This is a genomic window from Blastococcus sp. VKM Ac-2987 (assembly GCF_026967805.1).
In the GTDB taxonomy this organism is placed as follows: Bacteria; Actinomycetota; Actinomycetes; order Mycobacteriales; family Geodermatophilaceae; genus Blastococcus.
In genome coordinates this window covers 1,202,866-1,228,200 of record NZ_JAPVBG010000002.1, presented here as the reverse complement: position 1 = coordinate 1,228,200, position 25,335 = coordinate 1,202,866, and the positions used below count along the sequence as shown (strand labels likewise).

Here is a 25,335-nt window from a genome sequence, read left to right as displayed (position 1 = left end):
GGCCGGTTCCCGGCTCCCGCCGCGACGTCGGGCACGCGCCGTGGCGCCGGTCGCACCGCGGTGTGGCAGCCTCGTCGCGTGCAGGAGAACTCGGCCAACCCCTCGGCGACCGAGCCGGCAGCGGCCCCGGAGCCGGCCGCTCCCCACCACTCCCGGCGGCTGCGCCTGGCCGGCGCGGCGGTGCACCTGTACACGGCCAGCGGCTCGGTGCTCGGCCTGCTCATCGTCCTGGCGGCCTTCGACGGCGCCGTGGAGACCGCCCTGTGGCTGATCCTCGCGACGCTGTTCATCGACGGCACGGACGGGATGCTGGCCCGGCGGTTCCGGGTCAAGGAGACGATCCCCTGGTTCGACGGCGCCCGGATGGACGACATCGTCGACTACCTGACCTACGTCTTCGCCCCGGTCGTGCTGCTCTGGACGACCGACCGGCTGCCCGGCGGCGCGCTGGGCTGGCTCCTGGCCGCGCTGCCGCTGCTCGCCTCCTGCTACCAGTTCTGCCGGGTCGACGCGAAGACCGAGGACCACTACTTCCTCGGCTTCCCGAGCTACTGGAACGTGGTGGCCTTCTACGCGATCGTCCTGGACGTCGGGACCATCGGCGTCGGCATCGCGCTCGCCGTCCTGACCGTGCTGGTCTTCGTGCCCGTCAAGTACGTCTACCCGTCGCGCACCAAGCTGCTGCGGAGCGTGAACCTGGGGCTGGCGGCGGTCTGGCTGGCCGCCTCCGCGGTGCTGGTCGTCCAGTACCCCGACCCGAACCCGCTGGTCGTCGTCCTGAGCATGGTCTACCTCGCCTACTACTTCGGCGTGAGCATCTGGCTCACCGTGGCCGGCAGCCGCCGGGCCGGCTCAGCCGAGGGCGTCCAGCGCGCGGGATAGGTCGGCCACCAGGTCGGCGGTGTCCTCGATCCCGCAGGACAGCCGGACGAAGCCCGCGGGGACGGCGTCCCCGCCCCACTGCGCCCGCCGATCGACGGTGCTGTGCACGCCGCCGAAGCTGGTCGCCGCCGCCCACAGCCGGCTGGCCCCGAGCAGCCGGGAGACCGCGGCCTCGTCGGGCAGCTCCGCGGACACCACACCGTTGGGGCGGAGCATCTGGCGCGTGGCCAGCGCGAACGACGGGTCGGCCGCGCGCCAGGGCCAGCGCAGGCCGGTGACGGCGGGATGCCCGGCGAGCAGCTCCACGACGGCGGCCGCGTTCTCCGCCTGACGGGCCAGCCGCAGGTCCAGCGTGCTCATCGAGCGGTGGCCCAGCCACGCCTCGAACGGCCCCGGCGTGCTCCCCGTCCGGTCGCGGAAGCCCTTGACCGCCGCGTACAGGTCGTCGTCGGTGACGGTCACGTGCCCCAGCAGCACGTCGCTGTGCCCGGTGAGCGCCTTGGTGTCGCTGCCGACGGTGAGGTCGGCGCCGAGCGCCAGCGGGCGCTGGCCCAGCGGCGTGGCGGTGGTGTTGTCGACCGCCACCAGCGCGCCGGCCGCGTGGGCGGCCCCGGCGACGGCGGCGATGTCGCAGACGTCGAGCTGCGGGTTGCTGGGGGTCTCCAGCAGGACCATGCGGGCCCCGGCGAGCCCGCCGTCGGCCGCCACCCGGCCGATCTCCGGCGTCGGCACGTACTGCACCGCGATGCCGAAGCGTGCCAGCTCCTCGGCCGCGAGCAGCCGGGTCGTGTAGTAGCCGTCCGAGGGCAGCACGACGCGGTCGCCGTTGCGGGTGCACGCCAGGACGGCCGCCGTCAGCGCCGCCATCCCGGTGGCGAAGGACAGGCAGCGGCCGCCGTCCAGCTCGCCGACGGCGTCCTCGAAGTGCCGGAACGTGGGGTGCTCGGTGCGCGCGTAGGCGTCGGCGCCACCGGTCCGGGGCGGTAGGTCCCCGAGGTGGAACGGCGCCGCGAACACCGGCGAGGGGCGCAACGGCGCACCCGGCACGGCCGGGTCCTCCCCCGCACGCACCGACCGCGTGCCGTCCCCCCACTGAGCATGCGTCACTGCACCCTGTTCGCTCCCGCGGGGCGCTCCGCTCCTCGCTCGTTGCTCGCTGCGATGCTCACGCCCCTGTCCGCTCACTCCGACTTCGCCTCCCGCGACATGATCTCCCGCACCATCCGGCCGGGCGCCTCGCCCTCGTGGCACACCCGCACGACGGCCTCGGTGATCGGCACGTCGATCCCGTGCGCGCGGGCGAGGTCGAGCACCGAGCGGCAGCTCTTCACGCCCTCCGCGGTCTGCCGGGTGCTCTGCTGCACCTCCTCGACCGTCATGCCGCGGCCGAGCTTCTCGCCGAAGGTGCGGTTGCGCGACAGCGGCGAACTGCAGGTGGCCACCAGGTCGCCCAGCCCGGCCAGCCCGGCGAAGGTGGTCAGCTCGGCGCCCAGGGCCAGCCCCAGGCGGGCCGTCTCGGCCAGCCCGCGGGTGATCAGCGAGGCGCGGGTGTTGTCCCCGAAGCCCAGCCCCTCGGCGATGCCGCAGGCCAGGGCGATGACGTTCTTCACGGCCCCGCCGAGCTCGCAGCCGACGAGGTCGGGGTTCGTGTACGGCCGGAAGTACCGGGTGTGGCACGCCGCCTGGAGCACCGCCCCGCGGTCGGCGTCGGAGCACGCGATCACCGTGGCGGCGGGCTGCTCCTCCGCGATCTCGCGCGCCAGGTTGGGCCCGGACAGGGCGGCCACCCGCTCCGGGCCGGCACCGGTGATCTCGCAGATCACCTCGCTCATGCGCTTGGTGGTGCCGAGCTCGATGCCCTTCATCAGGGACAGCAGGGTCGCGTCCGGTGGCAGCAGCTCCCGCCAGGCGCCGAGGTTGTCGCGCAGCGACTGCGAGGGCACGGCGAGCACGACGACGTCGGCGTCGAGCAGTGCCTCGGCCGGGTCGGCCGTCGCCCGCAGCCGCTCCGGCAGCCGCACCCCCGGCAGGTAGTCGGCGTTCTCGCGGTCGTCGCTGATGGCCTTGGCCAGCTCGGGACGCCGGGCGTGCAGCACGACCTCGCACCCGGCGTCGGCGAGCACCTTGGCGAACGTCGTCCCCCAGGAGCCGGCCCCGAGCACCGCGGCGCGGGTCACGCCGCGCTCCCCGAGAGACCGTCGGGGCGCCGGCGCCCCGGGCCCGGGTGGACGGCGAGCGGCGGGTGCTCGTCCCGCAGCTCGCCCAGCTGGTCGCGCACCTTCGACATCATCAGATCGGTCGTCTCCCGCAGCAGGTCGGCGTTCAGCGGACGGCCCGCCCGCACCTCGGCCCGGAGGGCGGAGAGGTCGATCGGCTCGCCGACCAGGTGGTCGGCGGGCGCGCGGAACCGCAGGTGCAGCTTCCCGGTGTGGTAGTCGTGCACGCGCTGCGGCCCCCACTGCGCCACCGGGACGACCACGGCGTCGCTGGTCAGCGCCAGGTGTGCCGCGCCCGTGCGGGCCTGCATGGGCCACCAGTCCGGATCGCGGGTGACCGAGCCCTCGGGGTAGACGACCACGATGCTGCCCGCGTCGAGGTCGGCCCGGGCGGCGTCCAGCGACCCCCGCGCGGCACTGGAGTACCGGGCCACCGGGATCTGGCCGGCCGCCCGCAGGATCGTGCCGGCCGGTCCGGTGAAGACCGCCTCCTTGGCCAGGAAGTGCGGGATCCGGCCCTGGTCGAACACCAGCCGGGCGCAGGCCAGCGGGTCGAGCACCGACACGTGGTTCACGACCAGCAGCACCGGCCCGCGCACGGGGATGCGCTCGGCGTGCAGGTAGCGCAGCCGGAAGAGCAGGGACGACACCGGGTAGATCACCACGATGCACAGCCACAGGGCGGGCGAGATGCGGCCGCGGGTGCCCCACCTGCCGGGCCGGCGGGCCCGGCGGCCCCGGACCGCGGTCGTCCCGCCCGTCGCCGCTCCGCCCGAGGACGTCTCTGCCGTCACCGCCGCGCCTCCCTCCCGTGAGCCAGCCCATGATCGACCCGTCCGCCCGCCCGCGGGGCACCGGGTCCCGGCCGGGGGCCCGCGGGGCGGCCGTGTGCTCACATTGTGGCCGTGCCCAGCTGGTCGGTCGTGGTCCCGGCGAAGCGGCTCGCCGTGGCCAAGACCCGGCTGCGGCCGCTCACCGGCGCGCCCGGTGCCGACCACGGCGCGCTGGTCCTGGCGCTCCTCGCCGACACGGTGTCGGCGGCCCTGGCCTGCTCCCGGGTGGCGTCGGTCGTCGTCGTCACGGACGACCCGGACGCCGCGGACCTGGTGCAGGGCCTGGGGGCCCGCACCGTGCCGGACGAGCCGGACCGGGGGCTGAACCCGGCGCTCGAGCACGGCGCGCGGCGGGCCGGCGGCGACCACGTGGCCGCGCTCTCCTCCGACCTGCCCGCGCTGCGCCCCGCGGAGCTGGCCGCCGCGCTGACCGCCGCGGAGGCGGTCCCGCGCTGCTTCGTCGCCGATGCCCAGGGCACCGGCACCACCCTGCTGACCGCCGTCGGGGTGCCCCTGCGCCCCCGGTTCGGACGCGGCTCGGCGCGCGCCCACGCGGCGGACGGCACCGTGCCCCTGACCGGCGCCTGGCCCGGCCTGCTGAGGGACGTCGACACGCCCGACGACCTCCGTGCGGCCCTCGCGCTCGGGGCCGGCCCGCGCACCGCGGAGCTGGTCCGGGGGTCACCCGGTCTCAGCGGCCGGCTTACGGCACGATGAGGCCGTGCCTTCCGAGAGTGCTTCCCGGACCAGTGCCCTGCCCGCCGACCGGTACCTGAACCGGGAGGTGTCCTGGCTGGACTTCAACTCCCGCGTGCTGGAGCTGGCGGAGGACGACTCGCTCCCCCTGCTCGAGCGGGTCAAGTTCCTCGCCATCTTCGCCAGCAACCTGGACGAGTTCTACATGGTGCGCATCGCCGGGCTGAAGCGCCGGCAGAGCACCGGCCTCACCGTCCGCTCCCCCGACGGGCTCACCATCCGCGAGCAGCTGGAGCGGGTCACCGCCCGCACGCGGGAGCTGGTGCAGCGGCACTCCGACGTCTTCAACAAGGACGTGCTGCCCCGGCTGGAGGCGACCGGCATCCGGATCGTCCACTGGGAGGACCTGGAGGACGACGCGATGCGCCGGCTCCGGGACTACTTCCGCGACCAGGTGTTCCCGGTGCTCACCCCGCTCGCCGTCGACCCGGCGCACCCGTTCCCCTACATCAGCGGCCTGTCGCTGAACCTCGCGGTCTCGGTGCACGACCCGGACACCAACGCCCCCCGCTTCGCCCGGCTCAAGGTGCCCAACAACGTGCCGCGGTTCGTGCCGGTCGCCTCGCCGGACGACACGGTCATCTTCCTGCCGCTCGAGGACCTGATCGCCGCGCACCTGCCCCAGCTCTTCCCCGGGCTCGACGTGCTCGACCACCACTTCTTCCGCGTCACCCGAAACGCCGACGTCGAGGTCGAGGAGGACCGCGACGAGGACCTGCTGCAGGCGCTGGAGCGCGAGCTCGCCCGGCGCCGGTTCGGGCCCGCGGTGCGCCTGGAGGTCGCCGAGCCGATGGACCCGCGGATCCTCGACGTCCTCATCTCCGAGCTCGAGGTCTCCCCCGCCGACGTCGTCCACGTGCCCGGGCTGCTCGACCTGGCCTCGCTGATGGCGCTCTACGACCTCGACCGGCCCGAGCTCAAGGACGAGCCGTTCGTGCCCACCACGCACCCGCGCCTGTCCGAGGGCGAGACGCCCAAGAGCGTGTTCGCCACCCTCCGCGAGGGCGACGTGCTGGTCCACCACCCGTACCACTCGTTCGCGACGAGCGTGCAGCGGTTCATCGAGCAGGCCGCCGCCGATCCGGACGTGCTGGCCATCAAGCAGACGCTGTACCGCACCTCCGGCGACTCGCCCATCGTCTCGGCGCTGATCGAGGCCGCCCAGGCCGGCAAGCAGGTCGTGGTCCTGGTCGAGATCAAGGCCCGGTTCGACGAGGAGGCCAACATCAGCTGGGCCCGCTCGCTGGAGCGGGCGGGCTGCCACGTCGTCTACGGGCTGGTGGGCCTGAAGACGCACTGCAAGACCGCCCTCGTGGTCCGCCGCGAGCAGGGCGTGATCCGGCGGTACTGCCACATCGGCACGGGCAACTACAACCCCAAGACCGCCCGCATCTACGAGGACCTCGGCATCCTCACCGCCGATCCGCGGGTGGGCGCGGACCTGACCGACCTGTTCAACGTGCTCACCGGCTACTCGCGGCAGACCAACTACCGCACGCTCATGGTGGCGCCGCACAGCATCCGCAACGGCCTGGTCGAGAAGATCCGCCGCGAGGCCCGGCACGCGGGCGAGGGGCGCCCCTCCGGCATCCGGATCAAGGCGAACTCGATCGTCGACGAGCGCGTCATCGACGCGCTCTACGAGGCCTCGCAGGCCGGGGTGCCGGTGGAGCTGTTCGTGCGGGGCATCTGCGCCCTGCGGCCCGGTGTCCCCGGCCTGTCGGAGACGATCCGGGTGCGCTCGATCGTCGGCCGGTTCCTCGAGCACTCGCGGGTGATCTCCTTCCTCAACGGCGGGGAGCCGGAGTGGTGGATCGGCAGCGCCGACCTCATGCACCGCAACCTCGACCGCCGCGTCGAGGTGCTGCTGCGGGTCTGCGATGAGTCGGCCCGGACCCAGCTGGAGGAGTCCCTGAGCCCCGCCATGGCCCCGGGCGTCCGGTGCTGGGAGCTGCGCAGCGACGGGCAGTGGGACCGGCTGGAGGGGCGGGACTACCAGGCAGAGCTGACGCGCCGGATCCATGAGCTCGCCGGCTGAGGCGCGGCCCATCGCGGCCGCCGGCGGGGTCCTGTGGCGGCCGGCCGGGGACGACGGCATCGAGATCGCCGTCGTCCACCGACCGCGCTACGACGACTGGTCGCTGCCGAAGGGGAAGCTCGACCCCGGCGAGCACGCGCTGGCCGCCGCGTGCCGCGAGGTGGTCGAGGAGACCGGGCTCCGCGTCGTCGCCGGACGCCGGGGGCCGACCACGCAGTACGCGGTCGACGGCGTGCCCAAGCACGTGGACTACTGGCTCATGCGCTGCGCCGGGGGCTCGTTCGTCGCCAACGACGAGGTGGACGAGCTGCGCTGGCTCGACCCCGACGAGGCGACCGCGCTGGTCACCCACGACCACGACCGGCTGGTGATCACCGACGCCGCCCGCACCGACGTGCCGCGCGAGGTCGGCCTCCTGCTGGTGCGCCACGGCCGCGCCGGGAGCAAGCAGGAGTTCGACGGCCCGGACGACCTGCGCCCGCTGGACGACCGGGGGCTGCGGCAGGCGGAGCAGCTGGCCGACGCGCTCGCGTGGTTCGCGCCCGCGGACCTGCTCAGCGCGCCGAAGCTGCGCTGCACGCAGACCGTCGAGCCGCTGGCGGAGCGGTCGGGCCTGGACGTGCGCCCGTCACCCGCGATGGGCGAGGAGGCCTTCGCCGACGACCCGCAGGCGGGCCTGGCGCTCGTCGAGGAGCTGCTGGACCCCGGGGCCCGCAGCGGGGTCACCGTCCTGTGCAGCCAGGGCGGGGTGATCCCGTCGGTGCTGCAGGCGCTCGGGGTGCACGGCCACGGCGTCCGCGGCCTGCTGCCACCGGCCGCCAAGGGCAGCGTGTGGGCCCTCGGCGGCCGGCCGGGCGCGCTCGTCGCGGACTACTACCGCGACTTCGAGCCCGACCCGGACGCCCCGGTGCGTCAGCGCGCGGGCAGCGCGGCGGGCAGCCAGGAGGGGCGCGCCGCCTCGTAGGCCGCGACGTCGTCGAGGTGCCGCTCGGTGAGACCGACGTCGTCGAGCCCCTCCAGCAGCCGCCAGCGGGTGTAGTCGTCGACGTCGAACGGCACCGACACGTCGCCGTAGGTGACCTGCTTCGCCTGCAGGTCCACCGTCACCGGCGTCGCCGGGTCGGCCTCGATCGCCGTCCACAGCGCCTCGACGTCGGCCTGCGGGAGCACGACCGTCAGCAGGCCCGACTTGGTCGAGTTGTTGCGGAAGATGTCGGCGAACCGGGAGCTGATGACCACCCGGAAGCCGCCGTCGAGCAGCGCCCAGTTGGCGTGCTCGCGGGAGGAGCCGGTGCCGAAGTCGGGGCCGGCCACCAGGATCGACGCGTCGGCGTACTCCGGCTTGTTCAGCACGAAGTCCGGCTCGTTGGTCCGCCAGGCGACGAAGAGGCCGTCCTCGAAGCCGGTCCGGGTGATCCGCTTCAGGTACTCCGCCGGGATGATCTGGTCGGTGTCGACGGCGCTGCGGCGCAGGGGCGCGGCGGTGCCGGTGTGCGTGGTGAAGGCATCCATGGCTCAGGCTCCGATCAGGTCGGCGGGGGCGGTCAGGCGACCGGTCAGCGCGGTGGCGGCCGCCACCGACGGCGACACCAGGTGGGTGCGCCCGCCCTTGCCCTGGCGGCCCTGGAAGTTGCGGTTGCTGGTCGACGCCGACCGCTCGCCGGGCTGGAGCTGGTCGGGGTTCATGCCCAGGCACATCGAGCATCCGGCCCCCCGCCACTCGGCACCGGCCTCGGTGAAGACCTTGTCCAGGCCCTCCGCCTCGGCCTGCAGCTTCACGCCGACCGAGCCGGGGACGACGAGCATGCGGGTGTCGGGGTCGATCCGCTTCCCCTGGAGGAAGGTCGCGGCGGTGCGCAGGTCCTCGATCCGGCCGTTGGTGCAGGAGCCGAGGAAGACCGTGTCCACCTTGATCTCGCGCAGCGGGGTGCCGGGGGTCAGCCCCATGTAGGCCAGCGCCTGCTCGGCGGCCCGCCGCTCGCTCTCGTCGGCGAACTGGGCGGGGTCGGGCACCACGCCGTCGATCGGCAGGCCCTGGCCGGGGTTGGTGCCCCAGGTGACGAACGGGGTGAGCGTCGAGGCGTCCAGCGTCACCTCGCGGTCGAACACGGCGCCGTCGTCGGTGCGCAGCGTGCGCCAGTGCTCGACCGCGGCCTCCCAGTCCGCACCTTCCGGCGCGTGCGGGCGGCCCTGCAGGAAGTCGAAGGTGGTCTGGTCGGGGGCGATGAGGCCCGCCTTCGCGCCGGCCTCGATCGACATGTTGCAGATGGTCATCCGGGCCTCCATCGACAGGGCCTCGATGGCGCTGCCGCGGTACTCGATGACGTGCCCGGCCGCGCCGTTGGTGCCGATCTGGGCGATGACGGCCAGGATGACGTCCTTCGCCGAGACCCCCGGGGCCAGCTCGCCCTCGACGGTGACCGACATCTGCTTCGGGCGGTACTGCGGCAGCGTCTGGGTGGCGAGCACGTGCTCGACCTCGCTGGTGCCGATGCCGAAGGCCAGCGCCCCGAAGGCGCCGTGGGTGGAGGTGTGGCTGTCGCCGCAGACGATCGTCATGCCCGGCTGGGTGAGGCCCAGCTGCGGGCCGATCACGTGCACGATGCCCTGGTCGCGGTCGCCCATGGGCGCAAGCCGGATGCCGAACTCGACGGCGTTCCGGCGGAGCGCATCGACCTGCGCCCGGCTGACCGGGTCGGCGATGGGGCTGAGGATGTCCAGCGTCGGGACGTTGTGGTCCTCGGTCGCCATGGTGAGATCCGGACGGCGGACCGTGCGCCCCGCGGCCCGGAGGCCGTCGAAGGCCTGCGGGCTGGTCACCTCGTGGACGAGGTGCAGGTCGATGTAGAGCAGGTCGGGCTCGCCCGCGGTGCTGCGCACGACGTGGGCGTCGTAGACCTTCTCGGCCAGGGTCTTCGGCACGGTCTCGTCCCCTTCGGGTGACTGGTCGATCCCGGAGTAGCTGTCTCACTCTGCGGGATGCAAGTATTGCTGTGTGGGACAGCCTAACCCGGTAGCGGTCTTGGACAAAGCGGTGTCGATCCTGCACGCCGTGGCGCACGAACCGGCCACCCTCGCCGAGCTGGTCGCGCGCACCGGCCTGCCGCGGGCGACGGCCCACCGGCTGGCCGTCGCGCTTGAGGGGCACCGCCTGGTGCGCCGCACCGACTCGGGCAGCTGGGCGCCGGGGCCGGCGCTCGCCGAGCTCGGCCGCAGCACCGCCGACATCGGCGAGATCGCCTCCCGCCACCTGGCCACGCTGCGCGACGCGACCGGCGAGAGCGCGCAGTTCTACGTGCGCGACGGGGCCACCCGCGTCTGCGTCGCCGCGGCCGAGCGGTCCAGCGGCCTGCGCGACACCGTGCCGGTCGGCGCCCGGCTGCCCATGACCGCGGGGTCGGCCGCGCACGCCCTGCTGGCGTTCACGCCCGCGGACGAGGTCACCCGGCTGCTGCCGCAGGCCAGCTTCACCGCCCGGACGCTGCTCGACGTGCGCCGCCGGGGATGGGCGCACAGCGTCGCCGAGCGGGAGCCGGGCGTCGCGTCGCTGTCGGCGCCGGTCCGGGACGGCAGCGGAGCGGTGCTGGGCGCCGTCTCGATCTCCGGCCCGGTGGAGCGGCTGGGGCGGCGCCCCGGCGCGGAGGTCATCGGCGCCGTGCTCGACGCCTCGGCGGCGATCGCCCGCGCCGCCCGCTGAGCCCGCGCCCCGCGCGGGCCGGCAGCGGTCAGGCCAGCCGGCGCGCGCCGGCGGAGGGGACGACGACGACGGTGCGCGGCGCGGGCCGACGCTCGCGGGCGAAACGCGCGGTCACGGCGGCGGTGACGGCGTCGACGCCCCCGCTGTCGACCAGGGCGACGACGCTGCCGCCGAAGCCGCCCCCGACCATCCGGGCTCCGTGGGCGCCACCGGCCAGCGCGGCGTCGACGCAGGCGTCGACCAGCGGCACGGAGACCGCGAAGTCGTCGCGCAGCGACTCGTGGCCCGCGGTGAGCAGCGGGCCGATGGCCCTCGGGTCGGCGGCGCCGCGCAGCGCGGCCACCACCTCGAGCACGCGGGCGTCCTCGGTGACCACGTGCCGGGCGCGCCGGAGCAGCAGGTCGCCCTCGGCGCTGCCGTCGGCCAGCGGGGCCAGCCCGGCGACGTCGCCGACCTCTCGCAGCAGCCCGACCCCGAGCCGCCGGGCGGCCTCCTCGCACTCCCGGCGCCGGTCGGCGTACCCGCCCGCGGCGTGCTCGTGGGTGGTGCCGGTGTCGATCACCAGCAGCGCGAGACCCGCCGCGGCGAGGTCCAGCGGCACCTGCTCGCGCGTGCCGTCGCGGGTGTCGAGGAAGAGCGCGTGCCCGGCCGTGCAGAGCACCGACGCGGACTGGTCGAGGATCCCGGTCGGCGCGCCGGCGAAGTCGTTCTCGGCCCGGCGGGCGACGTCGACCAGCGCGTCGGCGTCCAGCTCGAGGCCGAGCAGGTCCCGGACGGCGAGCGCCACCGAGCAGCAGAGCGCCGCCGACGAGGACAGCCCCGCGCCCACCGGCACGTCGCCGTCGACCAGGACGCTCAGCCCGCCGGGCACCCGGTCGGCCAGCGCGTGCACGACCCCGGCCGGGTAGGCCGCCCAGCCGCCCGGCCGGCCGGGCCGGAGCCCGGCGACGGCGACCTCGGCGTCCTCGCCCGGGTGCTGGACCGAGGTGAGCACGAGCAGCCCGTCGTCCCGCCGCGCCAGCGCCGCGCGGGTGGTGTGCGGCAGCGCGACGGGCAGCACGAAGCCGCCGTTGTAGTCGGTGTGCTCGCCGATGACGGTGACCCGCCCCGGTGCCGCCCAGACCCCCTCCGGCTCCCGGCCGAAGCGCGCGGCGAAGGCGGTGGCCGCCCGCGCGGCGGCCGCACGGTCGTCCGTCACGGCAGGACCACGGCCCGCAGCTGCTCGGCGACGTCCTCGGGGTCGGTGTCGGTGATGAACGCGCCCATCCCGGACTCGGAACCGGCCAGGTACTTCAGCTTGCCGGGGGCGCGGCGCAGCGAGAAGAGCTGCAGGTGCAGCCACCAGTCGTCGCGGCCCCCGGCCGCCGGCGCCTGGTTCCAGGAGGCGATGTAGGGCATCGGGGTGTCGAAGCGGTGCGCGAACCGGCCGAGGACGTCCAGGTAGACCGCGACGAAGGCGTCCCGCTCGGCGCCGGTGAGCGCCGGCAGGTCGGGCACCTTGCGGGCGGGGAACAGCTGCACCTCGTAGGGCCACCGGGCCGCCGCCGGCACGAACGCCGTCCAGTGCTCGTTGGCCGCCACCACCCGCGGGCCGGCCCGCTCGGCGGCGAGCACCTCGCCGAACAGGTCCCCGCCGGTCGCGTCCCGGTGCCGGCGCACGGACGCCATGATCCGCTCCACCCGCGGCGGGACGAACGGGTAGGCGTAGATCTGTCCGTGCGGGTGGGCGAGCGTCACGCCGATCTCCTCGCCGTGGTTCTCGAAGCAGAACACCTGCGCCACGCCCGGCAGCGCCGCGAGCTCCGCGGTGCGCTCGGCCCAGACGTCGACCACCAGCCGGGCCCGGTCGGCGCCCAGCCCGGCGAAGTCGCGGTCGTGCTCGCTGGTGAAGGAGACGACCTCGCAGCGGCCGATGCCCGGCCGCAGCTCCGCCAGCGGGTTGCCCTCCACGGCGGGTGCGACCTCCCGCGCGGCACCGGTCGCCAGCGACGGGAACCGGTTCTCGAGGACGACCACCTGGTAGTCGCTCTCCGGCACCTCGGTCGGCCGGCCCGGCCTGGAGGGGCAGAGCGGGCACCGGTCGGCCGGGGGCAGGTGGGTGCGGGTCTGCCGGTGGGCGGCGACGACGACCCACTCGGCCAGCAGCGGGTCGAACCGGAGCTGCGAGCGGGGAACCACCGCCGGCAGGTCGCGGCCGTCCACGGCGTCCCGCGGAACGGGGTGCCGGTCGTCGTCGAAGTAGAGGATCTCCCGGCCGTCGGCCAGCCGACGGCTGGTCCGGATCACCGCGACCACCTTCCCCCGCTGACGGCGAGAGCCCCCGACCTGGTGGTCGGGGGCTCTCGCTCACGTAGCCCCGAAGGGATTCGAACCCTCGCTACCGCCGTGAGAGGGCGGCGTCCTAGGCCGCTAGACGACGGGGCCGTGTGCGGATGCCATGTTGCCATGCCGCCGTCGGCAGGTCGCAGGGGACCCCCGGGAACGGCGAGAGCCCCCGACCTGGTGGTCGGGGGCTCTCGGTCGCGTAGCCCCGAAGGGATTCGAACCCTCGCTACCGCCGTGAGAGGGCGGCGTCCTGGGCCGCTAGACGACGGGGCCGTGCTGTGGTGCGGTACTGCGAGAGGAACCAGGATTCCTCGCTGGGGTACCAGGACTCGAACCTAGACTAACGGAACCAGAAACCGTCGGGCTGCCAATTACCCCATACCCCATGGGTGGCACCTCGCGGCGCCGGAGAAGACTCTACCCGACGGGTCGGGAGCAGGTGGCACCACCCCCCGTCGGCGGGTCAGCGGGCCGGGGTGGGCGCCGCGACGGGCGGGAACCGGAGGTCGAGCGCGGGGGTGCGCGTCTCCAGCTCGGCCCGCCGCCGCCACCGGGCGACCAGGGCGACGTAGCCGCCGAACGCGGCCAGGCCCAGCGCGACCGAGGCCGCCGCCAGCCCGGCGGGCAGGACCTCGGTGGCCACGCCCTCCCCCAGCAGCGCGGCGAGGACGAACAGCACCACGTTGTTCGCCGCGTGCAGCACGACCGCCGCCTCCAGGCCCCCGGTCAGCCACACCACGGCCGAGGCGGCCAGGGCGAACAGGAACCGGTCGAGGAAGGTCAGCAGGTCCGGCGGCAGGTGCGCGAGCGAGAACAACGTCGCGGTGACCGCACCGGCCACCACGGCGCCGGCCTGCGGGCCGCGGATCCAGCCGGCGATCGCCTGGCTGAGGTAGCCGCGGAACAGGTACTCCTCGGCCGCGGACTGCAGCGGCGTGGTGAGCAGGACCACGACGAGCAGCCACCCCCACGAGCGGACCGGCCCGTCGACGTCGGCGTCGCCCACGGTGAAGACCAGCAGCACCGACACGCCGATGGCCACCCCGAGGGTGGCGAGGGCGAACAGCGTCAGCCGGGGCAGCAGCCGCCAGCGGAAGCGGGCGAGCACCGACGACGACCAGCCGGTGCGCATGCCGTGGGCCACGGCCCACGCCAGCCAGACCACCGGGATCGCCACGATCAGCGTCAGGTTGGTGACCAGGAGCGTGCCGGGGTCGGTGAGCTCCAGGAGGGCGAGGTCGGGGCTGATCCCGGTGACGATGCCGACCACCGCGAGCACCGCGCTGCCCACCACGAAGACCACCCCGAGCAGGAACAGGCCCAGCAGCGGCCGCCACCACGCCCAGTCGCGGGTGCGCATCACGTGCAGGTAGGGCCGGGGCTCGTCGTGCGGAGGCGCGTCCGGCGGCACCCCCCAGCCCGCCGGGGGCACCGGGTACGGCGCCGGGTGGGGCCCCCAAGGCGGCGGCCCCCATGCGGGCGGCGGCGACCCCCAGGGCGGCGGTGGCGGTCCCCAGCCGGGTGGTGGCGGTCCCCAGCCGGGTGGTGGCGGAGAGGGCGCCCAGACGGGCGGCGCCCCGTACGGCGACGACCAGGGCGCCCCCCAGGGGACCACCGGGGCCTGCCCCGGTCCGGGGCGCAGGGTCGGCGGCGGACCGGTGTACGGCTCGTCGTCGGGGCCGCCACCGGCCCACTGGGACGTCATCCCGCGCCGGCGAGCGTGCGCGCCGCGGCGAGCCGGTCGAGTGTCCGCTCGCGGCCGAGCAGCTCCATGGACTCGTACAGCGGCGGGGACACGGTCCGGCCGCTGACCGCGACCCGCACCGGGCCGAACGCCTGGCGCGGCTTGCGCCCGAGCCCCTCGACCAGGGCGTCCTTCAGCGCCTGCTCGATGGCCGGCGTGGTCCACTCCGGCAGCTCGCGCAGCGCCGTCGTCGCGGCGTCCAGCACCTCGACCGCGGTCTCCCCGGCCAGCTGCTTCTCAGCCGCCGCGGGGTCGATGGCCACCTCGTCGACGAAGAGGAAGCCGAGCAGCCCGACCGCCTCGGACATCACGACCATGCGCTCCTGCGCCATCGGCGCGATGGCCCGGAGCACGGCGTCCTGCTCGGCGGTGGGCGGCTCGCCGACCAGGCCCGCGGCGGCGAGGTACGGGACCACGCGGGCGGTGAACTCCTCCACCGGCAGCGCGCGCAGGTGGGTGGCGTTGATCGCCTCGGCCTTCTTCAGGTCGAAGCGTGCCGGGTTCGCGCTGACCCGCGTGACGTCGAAGGCCTCGACCAGCTCTGCCGTCGAGAAGACGTCCCGGTCCTCGGCGATCGACCAGCCCAGCAGCGCCAGGTAGTTGACCAGGCCCTCGGGCAGGAAGCCGCGCTCCCGGTAGACGTCGAGGTTCGACGTGGGGTCGCGCTTGGAGAGCTTCTTGGTGCCCTCGCCCGTCACCAGGGGCAGATGGCCGAAGCGGGGCGTGCCCGACGCGACGCCGATGTCGGTGAGCGCGGCGTAGAGGGCCAGCTGCCGCGGCGTCGAGGGCAGCAGGTCCTCGCCGCGCAGCACGTCGGTGATGCCCATCAGGGCGTCGTCGACCGGGTTGACGAACGGGTACAGCGGCGCGCCGTTCCCGCGGACCAGCACGAAGTCGGGCACCGCGCCGGCGGCGAAGCGCACCTCGCCCCGGACCAGGTCGGTCCAGGTGAGGTCCTCGTCGGGCATCCGCAGCCGCAGCACCGGCTGGCGGCCCTCGTCGCGGAACGCCGCCTTCTGGGCCTCGGTGAGGGTGCGGTCGTGGTTGTCGTACCCGAGCTTCGGGTCCTGGCCCGCCGCCCGGCGCCGGGCGTCGACCTCCTCGTTGGTGGAGAACGACTCGTACGCGTGCCCGGACGCGAGCAGCTTCGCGGCCACCTCGCGGTAGACGTCGTGCCGCTCGGACTGCCGGTACGGCCCGTTCGGGCCGCCGACCTCCGGCCCCTCGTCCCAGTCCAGGCCCAGCCAGCGCAGGCTGTCGACCAGGTGCCGGTAGGACTCCTCGGAGTCACGCGCGGCGTCGGTGTCCTCGATGCGGAAGACGAACGTGCCGCCGGAGTGACGGGCGTGCGCCCAGTTGAACAGGGCGGTGCGGATCAGCCCGACGTGGACGAGCCCGGTCGGCGACGGGCAGAAGCGGGTGCGGACGGATGCGGTCGGGGCGGTGGGTGGGACAGCCATGGCCGTCACCGGGCGCCGCCGGCCGTGGAGACGGCATCGGCCGCGGAGACCGAGTTGGTCAGCGTGCCGAGGCCCTGGATGGTGCAGGAGACGGTCTGGCCGGGGCGGATCGGGCCCACGCCGGACGGGGTGCCGGTGAGCACGACGTCGCCGGGCAGCAGGGTCATCACCTGCGAGATGTAGGAGATGAGCAGGGGGATGCCGAAGAGCAGCTGGCTGGTCCGCCCGGTCTGGCGGCGCTCGCCGTCGACGTCGCAGGTGACCTCCAGGTCGGCGGCGTCGAGGCCGATGCCGGCGAGGTCGGTCTCGATCCACGGGCCCAGGGGGCAGAAGGAGTCGAAACCCTTCGCGCGGGTCCACTGCCCGTCGTTCTTCTGCATGTCCCGCTCGGTCACGTCGTTGCCGATCGTGTAGCCGAAGACGCTGCCCAGCGCCTGCTCCGGCGTCACGTTGCGGGCGCCCCGGGCGCCGATGACGACGCCGAGCTCGACCTCGTGGTGCACGTTGGTGCTGCCCGACGGGATCCGGATGGCGTCGCCGGGGCCGATGACCGACGTCGACGGCTTGAGGAACAGCAGCGGCTCCCCCGGCGCGTCACCGGTGCCCATCTCCTTGACGTGCTCGGCGTAGTTCTTGCCGACGCACACCACCTTGCTCGGCAGGATCGGCGAGAGCAGCCGGATGTCGGCCTGCGCGAAGCGCGTGCCGGTGAAGGAGATCTGGCCGAAGGGGTGGCCCTCGATCTGGGCCACCTGGCCGTCTCCGTCGAGGACGCCGAAGGACATGCCCTGGGGGGAGGCGAAACGGACGATGCGCACATGACGAGGTTAGTCGGCGCGCGGGCGGTCGCCTCCCGGCCTACCGTCTGCCCCCATGGCCTGCCGCTTCTCCGAGCTCGTGATCGACTGCCGCGACGCCGAGTCGCTGGCCGCCTTCTGGGCCGCGGTCCTGGACTACCGGGTGCTGGGCCGCGAGGGGAACGGCGAGGTCGAGATCGGGCCCGAGGCGGGGTTCGGCGGGCCGGCGCCCACGCTGATCTTCCAGCCGGTCGCCGAGCCCACTCCGGGCAAGGTGCGGCTGCACATCGACCTGAACCCGACCGACCGCGACCAGGACGCCGAGCTGCAGCGGCTGCTCGACCTCGGTGCGGCGCCGGCCGACGTCGGCCAGTCCGGCGACGAGAGCTTCCACGTCCTGGCCGATCCGGAGGGCAACGAGTTCTGCCTGCTGCGCACCCGGCTCGACCCCGTCTGACGGGCGGCCGCCGGCGCACTACCTGTTCCGCGGGCAGTCTGTCTCTGCCCAGCTGAGGTGGGCAGAGACGGACTGCCCGCAGGACACCTCGCCGCGGGACGGCGAAGCGGCTCCGCGCGACAGCAGGAGGGCAACTGGCCGCGGTGTCGGCCGGAGGCCGACAATGTCACGGTGATCCTCATCGTCGTGAAGTTCCCCGTCCGTCCCGAGCGCGCCGACGAGTGGACCGGGCTGGCCGCCGACTACGCCCGCGCGGTGAACGCCGAGGAGGGCTCGCTGTTCTTCGAGTGGTCGCGGAGCCTGGAGGAGCCGGAAACCTACGTCTGCGTCGAGGGCTTCCGGGACGCCGCCGCGGGCGCGGCGCACGTGTCCACCGACGCCTTCGCGCGCTTCGTCGAGCAGGCGCCGGACCTGGTGTCGGCGCAGCCGCAGATCATCTACGTCGACGCGCCCGACGTCCCCGGCTGGGGCCCGATGGGCGAGATCCAGCCCCGCTGACCCCTCCGGTGCTGCCGTTCCTGCTGCTCTCCACCCGTCCGGAGGACGAGGCCGCCGACGAGGAGTACGCCTCGTTCCTGCGGTTCACCGCCCTGCCCGCGGAGCGGCTGCACCGGATCCGCCTGGAGGCCGGCCCCCTGCCGCCGCTGGACCTCGACGCCTACGCCGGGGTGTTCCTGGGCGGCGGGCCGTTCAACTCCAGCGACGACCCCGCGGAGAAGTCCGCCGTCCAGGTGCGGGTCGAGCGCGAGGTCGGCGCGCTGCTCGACGAGGTGGTGGCGCGCGACCGGCCGTTCTTCGGCGCCTGCTACGGCATCGGCACGCTCGGCACCCGCCGGGGCGGCGTCGTGGACCGGACCTACGGCGAACCGGTGTCGGCGGTCGAGGTCGCGCTGACGCCGGAGGGCCGCGACGACCCCCTGCTGGCCGGGGTGCCCGACCGGTTCCAGGCGTTCGTGGGGCACAAGGAGGCCTGCCGGGTGCTGCCACCGGACGCGGTGCTCCTGGCATCGTCGGCCGGCTGCCCGGTGCAGATGTTCAAGGTGCGGCAGAACGTCTACGCCACCCAGTTCCACCCGGAGCTCGACGTCCCCGGGATCGTGCAGCGGGTGCGCATCTACCAGCACGCCGGCTACTTCCCGCCGGCGGAGCTCGAGGCGGTCATCGGGCGGCTGACGCCCGCGGTCGTGACCCACCCCGGGCGCCTGCTGGCGAACTTCGTCGCCCGCTACGGCTGAGGACGGCGCAGGACGGCGTAGGCGAAGGCGTCGACCAGCGCGTGCCAGGACGCCTCGACGATGTTGGCGTGCACCCCGACGGTGGTCCACTCCCCCTGCCCGTCCGTGGTGTCGATGAGCACCCGGGTCGTGGCGCTGGTGCCGCCCTTCCAGCCCAGGATGCGCACCTTGTAGTCGGCCAGGGAGACGTCCGCCAGCTGCGGGTAGCGGTGCACCAGCGCCTGCCGCAGCGCGTTGTCCAGGGCGTTGACCGGGCCGTTTCCCTCCCCGGTGCTGAGGATCCGCTGCCCGTCGACGTGCACCTTGACGGTCGCCTCGCTGACGACGACGCCGTTGCCCCAGTGCTCCACCGAGGTCTTGTAGCTCTCCAGCGCGAACAGCGGGGGCGGGGCGTCGGGCAGCTGCGCGCGGAGCAGCAGCTCGAACGAGGCGTCGGCCGCCTCGAACGACCAGCCGTCGGCCTCGAGCACCTTGACCTGGTCCACCACCTGGCCGATGGCGTCGGACTGGCCGGTGAGGTCCACACCCAGCTCCCGGCCCTTCAGCTCGACCGAGGCCCGGCCGGCCATCTCGGTGACCAGGATGCGCATGTCGTTGCCCACGACCGCCGGGTCGAGGTGGTTGTAGAGCTCGGGACTCACCTTGATCGCGCTGGCGTGCAGCCCGGCCTTGTGCGCGAACGCCGAGGCGCCGACGAACGGCTGGTGGTCGTCGGGGGCGATGTTGGCCAGCTCGGCGATGGCGTGGCTGACCCGCTGCAGCTCGGGCATGCACTCGGCCGGCACCGCGGGGATGCCCATCTTGGTGACCAGGTTGCCGATGAGCGCGAACGTGTCGGCGTTGCCGGCGCGCTCGCCGTAGCCGTTCGCCGTCCCCTGCACGTGGGTGACGCCGGCCTCCACCGCCGCGAGGGTGTTGGCCACCGCGCAGCCGGTGTCGTCCTGGCAGTGGATGCCCAGCCGGCCGCTCACCCGCGCCCGCACGTCGGCCACCACCCGGCCCACGCCCATGGGCAGCATCCCGCCGTTGGTGTCGCAGAGGACGCCGACCTCGGCGCCGGCGTCGAACGCCGCCTGCAGCACGCGCACCCCGTAGTCGCGGTCGGCGGCGTAGCCGTCGAAGAAGTGCTCGCAGTCGAGGAACACCCGCCGGCCGGCGGCGACGAGGAAGGCGACGGTGTCGGCCACCATCGCCAGGTTCTCCTCCAGGGTGGTGCGCAGCGCCTCCCGCACGTGCCGCACGTCGGACTTCGCGACCAGGCAGACCACCGGGGTCTGCGCGTCGAGCAGGGCGCGGACCTGCAGGTCGTCGGCCACCGCGACGCCGGCCTTGCGGGTCGACCCGAACGCCACCAGCTGGGCGTGCTTGAGCTGCAGCTCGGTGCGTGCCCGGGAGAAGAACTCGGTGTCCTTGGGCAGCGCCCCGGGCCAGCCGCCCTCGATGTACCCGACCCCGATCTCGTCCAGCAGCCGGGCGACCGCCAGCTTGTCGGCGACCGAGTAGCTGACCCCCTCCCGCTGGGCGCCGTCGCGCAGCGTGGTGTCGAAGACGTGGAAGTCGGGCTCGGTGGTGCTCACGGTGTCTCCCGGGGAGGGCAAGAGGGCCGGACACGAAAAAGACCCCCCGGGTACGGGAGGTCTGCGCGCAGTCGGGGAGGTGACTGCGCGCTAGGCGATGATGATCGTGCCGCTGGTGTGCATCGCCGACCATGAAAGCACGGGAGGTGCGGTGCGCGGCACCCCTGTTCCGGGAAAGCGGGCAACGGACCGGTGCCCGGCCTGGTATCCACTCCCGGTGATCCCCACCGGCGGCGACCTGCTGCGCGAGCAGCCTCCGGCGGGCTGACGCCGGCTCAGAGGACGGAGCGCGGCGCCGCCGCGCGTCCGGTGGCGGCCAGCAGCAGCGCACCGGCCGAGCCGTCGGCCACCGCGAGCTCGGCCGCGAGCGCCAGCGCCTGGCGCGCGGGGGCCGCGGGTACGTCCGGCGGCAGCCCGAGGGCCACCGCGAGGTCGGCGGTGTGGACGGCGAGCTCGAACGTGCGCGTCGGCAGGTAGTCGGCCAGCCGCATGCCGCCGGCCACCGTGGTCAGCAGCTCGGTCCCGTCGCAGGCGTCCACGAGCGGCCGCACCCGGGCCGCGATCCGCGCCACGGCGCCGGCCGGGTCGTCGCCCAGGGCCTCGCCGGCGGCCCGTCCCCGGGCCGCCACCCCCGGGCCGGCCGCGACGGCCCGGGTGGCCCGGAAGTAGTCGGCGGCGGAGGCCACCTCGACGGTCCGCGCCGGCCGGGCGAGGTACTCCTCGACCGTCAGCAGCGACCGGCTGGTGTGGCCGGTGAGGGCGCGCACGTCCCACTCCCCCAGCCCGGGCGCCGTCCAGCGGTCGTCGACGACCGCGACGACCGCGACGAACCACCCCGCGGCGTCGGCGAACGCCCGGCGGGACCCGTCCCAGGAGAGGTCCACCGGGGGAGGTCAGCCGCCGGCGAGGGCCGCGAGCCGGTCGCCGACGTCGGTGGTCTTGATCGTCGCCTGCGGGTCCCGCGTGGACAGGTCGAAGGCGACCGCGGCGTCCACCTTGCGCGCCTGCTCGCTGCGGCCGAGGTGCTCCAGGAGCAGCCCGACCGACAGCACGGTGGCCGTCGGGTCGGCGACGCCCTGGCCCGCGATGTCGGGGGCGGACCCGTGCACCGGCTCGAACATGCTCGGGTTCGTGCCGGAGGCGTCGAGGTTCCCGCTGGCGGCCAGGCCGATGCCGCCGGTCACCGCGGCAGCCACGTCGGTGACGATGTCGCCGAAGAGGTTGTCGGTGACGATCACGTCGTAGCGGCCCGGGTCGGTGATGAAGAACATCGAGGCGGCGTCGACGTGCTGGTAGGCGACGGTGACCTCGGGGAACTCGACCGACACCTCTTCCACCACCCGCGACCAGAGGCCGCCGGCGTAGGTGAGCACGTTGGTCTTGTGGATCAGCGTCAGGTGCTTGCGGGGGCGGGCCACGGCGCGCTCGAAGGCGTAGCGGACGACCCGTTCCACGCCGAAGGCCGTGTTGAGGCTGACCTCGGTCGCGACCTCCTGCGGGGTGTCCTTGCGCAGCACGCCACCGTTGCCGACGTAGGGGCCCTCGGTGCCCTCGCGGACGCAGAGCATGTCGATCGGACCGGGCGCGGCCAAGGGGCTGCGGACGCCGTCGAAGAGCTTCGCCGGGCGCAGGTTGACGTGGTGGTCGAGCTCGAAGCGCAGCCGCAGGAGCAGGCCGCGCTCGAGGATGCCCGGCGGGACGCTCGGGTCGCCGATCGCGCCGAGCAGGATCGCGTCGTGCCCGCGCAGCTCGTCGAGCACGGTGTCCGGCAGCAGCTCGCCGGTCCGCTGCCACCGGTCGGCACCGAGGTCGTACGGGGTCGTCTCCAGGTCGGGCGCGACCGCGCGGAGGACCTTGAGCCCCTCCGCCACGACTTCGGGGCCGATGCCGTCTCCAGGGATCACTGCCAGGCGCATGGGAAGCGACCCTAGGTCAGAGCGTCGTGAGGTCGGCGGACCGGGCTGCCCGGGCACCGATCCGCCCGGCGATGTCGTCGAGCAGCTCCGGGCCGACCGGGCTGTCCACGGTGACCGCCATGAGCGCCTCACCGCCCTCGTCGGCCCGGCTCACCTGGGCACCGGCGATGTTGACCCCGGCCTCGCCCAGCGCCGCACCGACGGTCCCCACGACGCCGGGGCGGTCGGCGTAGACGAAGAACAGCAGGTAGCCGGAGGCGGCCAGGTCGATCTCGAAGCCGTCGACCTCGGTCAGCCGCGGCACCTGGTTCTTGCCGAACAGCGTGCCGGCGACGGTCACCTGCGTGCCGTCGGACATGGCGCCGCACACCCGGACGTAGTTGCGGTAGGTCGGGCTCTCCGGGTCGCTGGTCAGGGTGATCTCCAGACCCCGCTGCTCCGCGAGCAGCGGCGCGTTGACGTAGGTGACCTGCTCCTCCACGACGTCGGCGAAGACGCCTCTGAGCACCGCCAGGGAGAGCACCGAGACGTCGAACTCGGCGAGCTTGCCCCGCACCTCGACGGTGACCGACTGGGCCAGCCCGCCGGCGACGGAGGTGAAGACCCGGCCCAGCTTCTCGGCCAGGGGCAGCCCCGGCCGGACGTCCTCGGCGACCACACCGCCGGCCTGCACGTTCACCGCGTCCGGCACGAACTCGCCCTGCAGCGCCAGGCGCACCGACCGGGCGACCGCGGCGCCGGCCTTGTCCTGCGCCTCCGTCGTGGAGGCACCCAGGTGCGGGGTGACGACGGTGTTCGGCAGGCCGAACAGCGGGCTGTCGGTGCACGGCTCCGTCGCGTAGACGTCGATGCCCGCGGCACCCACCTGACCGGTCTTCAGCGCGTCGGCCAGCGCGGCCTCGTCGACCAGCCCGCCGCGGGCGGCGTTGACGATGATCACGCCCCGCTTGGTGGTGGCCAGCTCGTCGGCGCCGATAAGGCCGAGGGTCTCGGGGGTCTTGGGCAGGTGGATGGTGATGAAGTCCGACTCCTCGAGGAGCTCCTCCAGCGAGACCAGCCGGACGCCCAGCTGCGCGGCGCGCCCCGGCTGGATGTAGGGGTCGTAGGCGATCAGCTCGACGCCGAAGGCCGCCAGGCGCTGGGCGACGAGCACGCCGATGCGCCCGAGGCCGATGACGCCGACGGTCTTCTCGGTGACCTCCACGCCGGTGAACTTCGACCGCTTCCAGGTGCCCTCGCGCAGCGAGGCGTCGGCGGCCGGGATGTGCCGGGCGGCGGCCAGGAGCAGGGCGACGGCGTGCTCGGCGGCGCTGACGATGTTCGAGGTGGGCGCGTTCACCACCATGACGCCGCGCTCCGTGGCGGCGGCGACGTCGACGTTGTCGAGACCGATGCCCGCGCGGGCGACGACCCGGAGGTTCGGCGCCGCGGCCAGCGCCTCGGCGTCGATCCGCGTGGCGCTGCGGATCATGACCGCGGCGGCGTCGGCGAGGGCCGGCAGCAGCGCGGCCCGGTCGGCGCCGTCGACGTGCCGGATCTCGACCTCGGTCCCGAGCACCTCCAGCACGCTGGGCGCGAGCTCTTCGGCGATCAGGACGACGGGCGCGGTCGTGGTCACGGTGCCACAGCCTAGGGAGGCTCCCGGGGGCCGGACCCACCGCCCGGGTCCTTGCCCCGGTGTGGAGCCGGGGACATCCTGACCGTCGACAGCCGGGGACGACCCGGCGCCCACGGAGGAGAACAGTGAGCCAGTCCGACGACCAGGGTCGTTCCGAGTCCGACCCGTACGGCCGCGGGAGCGGCCCGGAGCACGGCCAGCCCCCGTACGGGCAGCAGGACCCTTCGCAGCAGTACGGGCAGCCCGGGTACGGGCAGGGGCAGTACGGGCAGGCGCCGTCCGGGCAGCCCTCGTACGGCCAGCCGGCGTACGGGCAGCAGTACGGCGACCCCGCCTACGGCCAGCAGTACGGGACGCCGTCGCCCTACGGCCAGCAGTACCCGCAGCAGTACGGGCAGTACGGCCCGACCGGCGTCCCGACCAAGCCGGGCGGCGTCGTCACCGCGGCCGTGCTCGGCTTCATCTACGGCGCCTTCGGCCTGCTGCTGAGCTTCTTCGCGATCGTCGTGGGAGCGGCCGCCAGCAGCGCCGACTCGGGGCTGGAGGAGGAGATCCCCGGCCTCGGTCCCGTCGCCGGGGCCGTCGGCGGCGTGTTCCTCGTCGTCGGGCTGCTGGCCCTGATCTGGACCGTGGTGATGATCTGGGGCTCGGTCTGGGCCCTCAGCGGCCGCAGCCGCGTGCTCCTGCTGGTGGGCGCCTCCATCGCGCTGGCCTTCACCGCGTTCGGCGTCCTGGGCAGCCTGGTCGAGGGCGGTGCCGGCGACCTCGTGGCGAACCTGCTGTTCTTCCTCGCCGCCCTGGCGATCGTCGTGCTGCTCTCGATGAAGCCGGCCGCGCAGTTCTTCGCCGCGCACCGGTTCCGGCGCACCGGTCGCTGAACCGGGTGACCGGTGCGCGGGTCCCGGTGCCGCACCCGCCGCCGGGACCCCGGGCCGACGTCCGGTCCCTACGATCGGTCAGCAGGGGGCCACGTCGGCCCCCCTGACCAGGAGGACGCTGCGATGTCCAGCCCCACCCCCGGTTCCGACCCCGACCAGCCCCAGGGCGGCGCGCCGCAGGGCCAGCCGGGCTGGGGTCCGCCCCCCGGCCAGCAGCCCGCACCGGGCTACGGCCAGGGCGGCTACGGCCAGGACCCCCAGGGCTACGGCCAGAACCCTCCGGGCTACGGCCAGAACCCCCAGGGCTACGGCCAGCACCCCCAGGGCTACGGCCAGCACCCCCAGGGCTACGGCCAGCACCCCCAGGGCTACGGCCAGCCCCCCCAGGGCTACGGCCCGGGCGGCTACCCCGCCGCTCCTCCCGGCTACGGCCAGGCCCCGCAGGGCCAGCGCCCGGGGCAGGTGACCGCTGCGGCGGTCATCGGCCTCGTGTGGGGTGGCCTCGGCGCCCTGCTGGGCCTGCTCGGCCTGCTGGGCGCCTCGGTGATCGACGACCTCGGGGTCGAGATCTCCGGCCTCGACATCCTGCTGGGCATCGTGGGCGTCGCCGTCTCCCTCGCGATGGCCGTCGGCGGCGCGCAGGTCCTCCAGGGGAAGGCGCCCAAGCTCCTGCTCTACGCCGCCTACGCCCAGGCGGCGCTGTGGCTGCTCGGCATCCTCTCCCTGCTCGTGCAGGGCTACGAGTTCAGCGCCGCGGGCATCCTGAGCCTGGTCGTCGCCGTCCTCATCGTGTTCCTGCTCCGGCAGCCGCCGTCCCGGGAGTACTTCGCCTCCCGCGGCCACGCGGTCTGACCCGCGGCACGACGTACGACGGCCCCCGCTGCCCGAGGCAGCGGGGGCCGTCGT

Annotated in this window: 24 protein-coding genes and 3 tRNA genes; 10 read left to right on the top strand and 17 right to left on the bottom strand. The window is 74.4% G+C overall.

Features of this window, described 5'->3' with window-relative positions:
- The first annotated feature begins 78 nt into the window (after positions 1-78).
- The gene (locus O2W17_RS14845; protein WP_269193190.1) at positions 79-882 is read left to right on the top strand and encodes a CDP-alcohol phosphatidyltransferase family protein; all 804 of its coding nucleotides are present in this window, start codon (positions 79-81) and stop codon (positions 880-882) included.
- Here O2W17_RS14845 and O2W17_RS14840 read toward each other — a convergent pair.
- The 3 genes from O2W17_RS14840 to O2W17_RS14830 all read right to left on the bottom strand — a co-directional run bounded on the left by O2W17_RS14840 (position 853) and on the right by O2W17_RS14830 (position 3,892).
- A complete protein-coding gene (locus O2W17_RS14840; RefSeq protein WP_269193189.1) occupies positions 853-1,929 on the bottom strand; it encodes a cystathionine gamma-lyase in 1,077 nt (358 codons plus the stop codon). The genes O2W17_RS14845 and O2W17_RS14840 overlap by 30 nt on opposite strands.
- 134 nt (positions 1,930-2,063) lie before the next feature.
- Positions 2,064-3,059, bottom strand: a complete 996-nt coding sequence (locus tag O2W17_RS14835) for an NAD(P)H-dependent glycerol-3-phosphate dehydrogenase (RefSeq protein WP_269193188.1) — start codon at positions 3,057-3,059, stop codon at positions 2,064-2,066.
- Positions 3,056-3,892, bottom strand: a complete 837-nt coding sequence (locus tag O2W17_RS14830; protein WP_269193187.1) for a lysophospholipid acyltransferase family protein — start codon at positions 3,890-3,892, stop codon at positions 3,056-3,058. The genes O2W17_RS14835 and O2W17_RS14830 overlap by 4 nt, the downstream gene beginning before the upstream one ends.
- 111 nt (positions 3,893-4,003) lie before the next feature.
- Here O2W17_RS14830 and cofC point away from each other — a divergent pair, with 111 nt between their 5' ends.
- The 3 genes from cofC to O2W17_RS14815 are packed head-to-tail and all read left to right on the top strand — an operon-like array spanning position 4,004 to position 7,689.
- A complete protein-coding gene (gene cofC, locus O2W17_RS14825) occupies positions 4,004-4,648 on the top strand; it encodes a 2-phospho-L-lactate guanylyltransferase (RefSeq protein ID WP_269193186.1) in 645 nt (214 codons plus the stop codon).
- Positions 4,649-4,652: 4 nt separating this feature from the next.
- Entirely contained in the window at positions 4,653-6,725 is a 2,073-nt protein-coding gene (locus tag O2W17_RS14820) for an RNA degradosome polyphosphate kinase (protein WP_269193185.1), read from the top strand.
- Positions 6,709-7,689, top strand: coding sequence for an NUDIX hydrolase (locus O2W17_RS14815; protein ID WP_269193184.1), 981 nt, complete (start codon positions 6,709-6,711; stop codon positions 7,687-7,689). The genes O2W17_RS14820 and O2W17_RS14815 overlap by 17 nt, the downstream gene beginning before the upstream one ends.
- On the opposite strand, the gene leuD is transcribed toward O2W17_RS14815, so the two are convergent.
- Together leuD and leuC are read right to left on the bottom strand one after the other, a co-directional pair.
- Positions 7,638-8,237, bottom strand: coding sequence for a 3-isopropylmalate dehydratase small subunit (gene leuD / locus O2W17_RS14810; protein ID WP_269193183.1), 600 nt, complete (start codon positions 8,235-8,237; stop codon positions 7,638-7,640). The two genes, O2W17_RS14815 and leuD, sit on opposite strands and share 52 nt — an antisense overlap.
- Positions 8,238-8,240: 3 nt before the next feature.
- Complete coding sequence (gene leuC, locus O2W17_RS14805; protein ID WP_269193182.1) at positions 8,241-9,647, bottom strand: 3-isopropylmalate dehydratase large subunit; 1,407 nt, start codon at positions 9,645-9,647, stop codon at positions 8,241-8,243.
- 112 nt (positions 9,648-9,759) lie between these two features.
- On the opposite strand from leuC, the gene O2W17_RS14800 reads away from it, so the two are divergent.
- Complete coding sequence (locus O2W17_RS14800) at positions 9,760-10,422, top strand: IclR family transcriptional regulator (protein ID WP_269193181.1); 663 nt, start codon at positions 9,760-9,762, stop codon at positions 10,420-10,422.
- A 28-nt stretch (positions 10,423-10,450) separates the two neighbouring features.
- On the opposite strand, the gene galK is transcribed toward O2W17_RS14800, so the two are convergent.
- The 8 genes from galK to O2W17_RS14760 all read right to left on the bottom strand — a co-directional run bounded on the left by galK (position 10,451) and on the right by O2W17_RS14760 (position 16,769).
- Complete coding sequence (gene galK, locus O2W17_RS14795) at positions 10,451-11,620, bottom strand: galactokinase (protein WP_269193180.1); 1,170 nt, start codon at positions 11,618-11,620, stop codon at positions 10,451-10,453.
- Positions 11,617-12,708, bottom strand: a complete 1,092-nt coding sequence (gene galT, locus O2W17_RS14790) for a galactose-1-phosphate uridylyltransferase (protein WP_269193179.1) — start codon at positions 12,706-12,708, stop codon at positions 11,617-11,619. The genes galK and galT overlap by 4 nt, the downstream gene beginning before the upstream one ends.
- A gap of 65 nt (positions 12,709-12,773) precedes the next feature.
- Positions 12,774-12,846 (bottom strand) — tRNA-Glu (locus O2W17_RS14785).
- 101 nt (positions 12,847-12,947) lie between these two features.
- Positions 12,948-13,020: transfer RNA gene (locus tag O2W17_RS14780), tRNA-Glu, on the bottom strand.
- Between the two features lie 41 nt (positions 13,021-13,061).
- Positions 13,062-13,133: transfer RNA gene (locus O2W17_RS14775), tRNA-Gln, on the bottom strand.
- A 77-nt stretch (positions 13,134-13,210) separates the two neighbouring features.
- A complete protein-coding gene (locus O2W17_RS14770; RefSeq protein WP_269193178.1) occupies positions 13,211-14,107 on the bottom strand; it encodes a CPBP family intramembrane glutamic endopeptidase in 897 nt (298 codons plus the stop codon).
- A gap of 341 nt (positions 14,108-14,448) precedes the next feature.
- Positions 14,449-15,951, bottom strand: a complete 1,503-nt coding sequence (gene gltX, locus O2W17_RS14765; RefSeq protein ID WP_269193177.1) for a glutamate--tRNA ligase — start codon at positions 15,949-15,951, stop codon at positions 14,449-14,451.
- Between the two features lie 5 nt (positions 15,952-15,956).
- Entirely contained in the window at positions 15,957-16,769 is an 813-nt protein-coding gene (locus tag O2W17_RS14760) for a fumarylacetoacetate hydrolase family protein (RefSeq protein ID WP_269193176.1), read from the bottom strand.
- A gap of 55 nt (positions 16,770-16,824) precedes the next feature.
- On the opposite strand from O2W17_RS14760, the gene O2W17_RS14755 reads away from it, so the two are divergent.
- The 3 genes from O2W17_RS14755 (at position 16,825) to O2W17_RS14745 (ending at position 18,440) form a co-directional block, all read left to right on the top strand.
- Positions 16,825-17,205, top strand: a complete 381-nt coding sequence (locus tag O2W17_RS14755; protein ID WP_269193175.1) for a VOC family protein — start codon at positions 16,825-16,827, stop codon at positions 17,203-17,205.
- 171 nt (positions 17,206-17,376) lie between these two features.
- Positions 17,377-17,703 carry a putative quinol monooxygenase gene (locus O2W17_RS14750; protein ID WP_269193174.1) on the top strand — a complete coding sequence of 109 codons (327 nt, stop codon included), beginning with the start codon at positions 17,377-17,379 and terminating at the stop codon, positions 17,701-17,703.
- 8 nt (positions 17,704-17,711) lie between these two features.
- A complete protein-coding gene (locus O2W17_RS14745; protein WP_269193173.1) occupies positions 17,712-18,440 on the top strand; it encodes a glutamine amidotransferase in 729 nt (242 codons plus the stop codon).
- On the opposite strand, the gene cimA is transcribed toward O2W17_RS14745, so the two are convergent.
- From cimA to serA, 4 genes are all read right to left on the bottom strand, one after another.
- Entirely contained in the window at positions 18,431-20,017 is a 1,587-nt protein-coding gene (gene cimA, locus O2W17_RS14740) for a citramalate synthase (RefSeq protein ID WP_269193172.1), read from the bottom strand. The genes O2W17_RS14745 and cimA overlap by 10 nt on opposite strands.
- Positions 20,018-20,292: 275 nt before the next feature.
- A complete protein-coding gene (locus O2W17_RS14735) occupies positions 20,293-20,901 on the bottom strand; it encodes a maleylpyruvate isomerase N-terminal domain-containing protein (protein WP_269193171.1) in 609 nt (202 codons plus the stop codon).
- 9 nt (positions 20,902-20,910) lie between these two features.
- Positions 20,911-21,933: a 3-isopropylmalate dehydrogenase gene (locus O2W17_RS14730; protein WP_269193170.1), complete on the bottom strand. Its 1,023-nt coding sequence runs from the start codon at positions 21,931-21,933 to the stop codon at positions 20,911-20,913.
- A gap of 16 nt (positions 21,934-21,949) precedes the next feature.
- Entirely contained in the window at positions 21,950-23,551 is a 1,602-nt protein-coding gene (serA, locus tag O2W17_RS14725; protein WP_269193169.1) for a phosphoglycerate dehydrogenase, read from the bottom strand.
- A gap of 125 nt (positions 23,552-23,676) precedes the next feature.
- Here serA and O2W17_RS14720 point away from each other — a divergent pair, with 125 nt between their 5' ends.
- Both O2W17_RS14720 and O2W17_RS14715 read left to right on the top strand, forming a co-directional pair.
- Positions 23,677-24,429: a hypothetical protein gene (locus tag O2W17_RS14720; RefSeq protein ID WP_269193168.1), complete on the top strand. Its 753-nt coding sequence runs from the start codon at positions 23,677-23,679 to the stop codon at positions 24,427-24,429.
- A gap of 123 nt (positions 24,430-24,552) precedes the next feature.
- Positions 24,553-25,281, top strand: coding sequence for a hypothetical protein (locus tag O2W17_RS14715; RefSeq protein WP_269193167.1), 729 nt, complete (start codon positions 24,553-24,555; stop codon positions 25,279-25,281).
- Positions 25,282-25,335 lie beyond the last annotated feature (54 nt).

Coding starts and splice junctions, on each gene's coding strand:
- O2W17_RS14730 (WP_269193170.1), bottom strand. CDS start 21,933: ATGCGCCTGGCAGTGATCCCTGGAGACGGCATCGGCCCCGAAGTCGTG.
- O2W17_RS14755 (WP_269193175.1), top strand. CDS start 16,825: ATGGCCTGCCGCTTCTCCGAGCTCGTGATCGACTGCCGCGACGCCGAG.
- O2W17_RS14715 (WP_269193167.1), top strand. CDS start 24,553: ATGTCCAGCCCCACCCCCGGTTCCGACCCCGACCAGCCCCAGGGCGGC.
- O2W17_RS14770 (WP_269193178.1), bottom strand. CDS start 14,107: ATGCGCACCCGCGACTGGGCGTGGTGGCGGCCGCTGCTGGGCCTGTTC.
- leuD (WP_269193183.1), bottom strand. CDS start 8,237: ATGGATGCCTTCACCACGCACACCGGCACCGCCGCGCCCCTGCGCCGC.
- O2W17_RS14815 (WP_269193184.1), top strand. CDS start 6,709: ATGAGCTCGCCGGCTGAGGCGCGGCCCATCGCGGCCGCCGGCGGGGTC.
- gltX (WP_269193177.1), bottom strand. CDS start 15,951: ATGGCTGTCCCACCCACCGCCCCGACCGCATCCGTCCGCACCCGCTTC.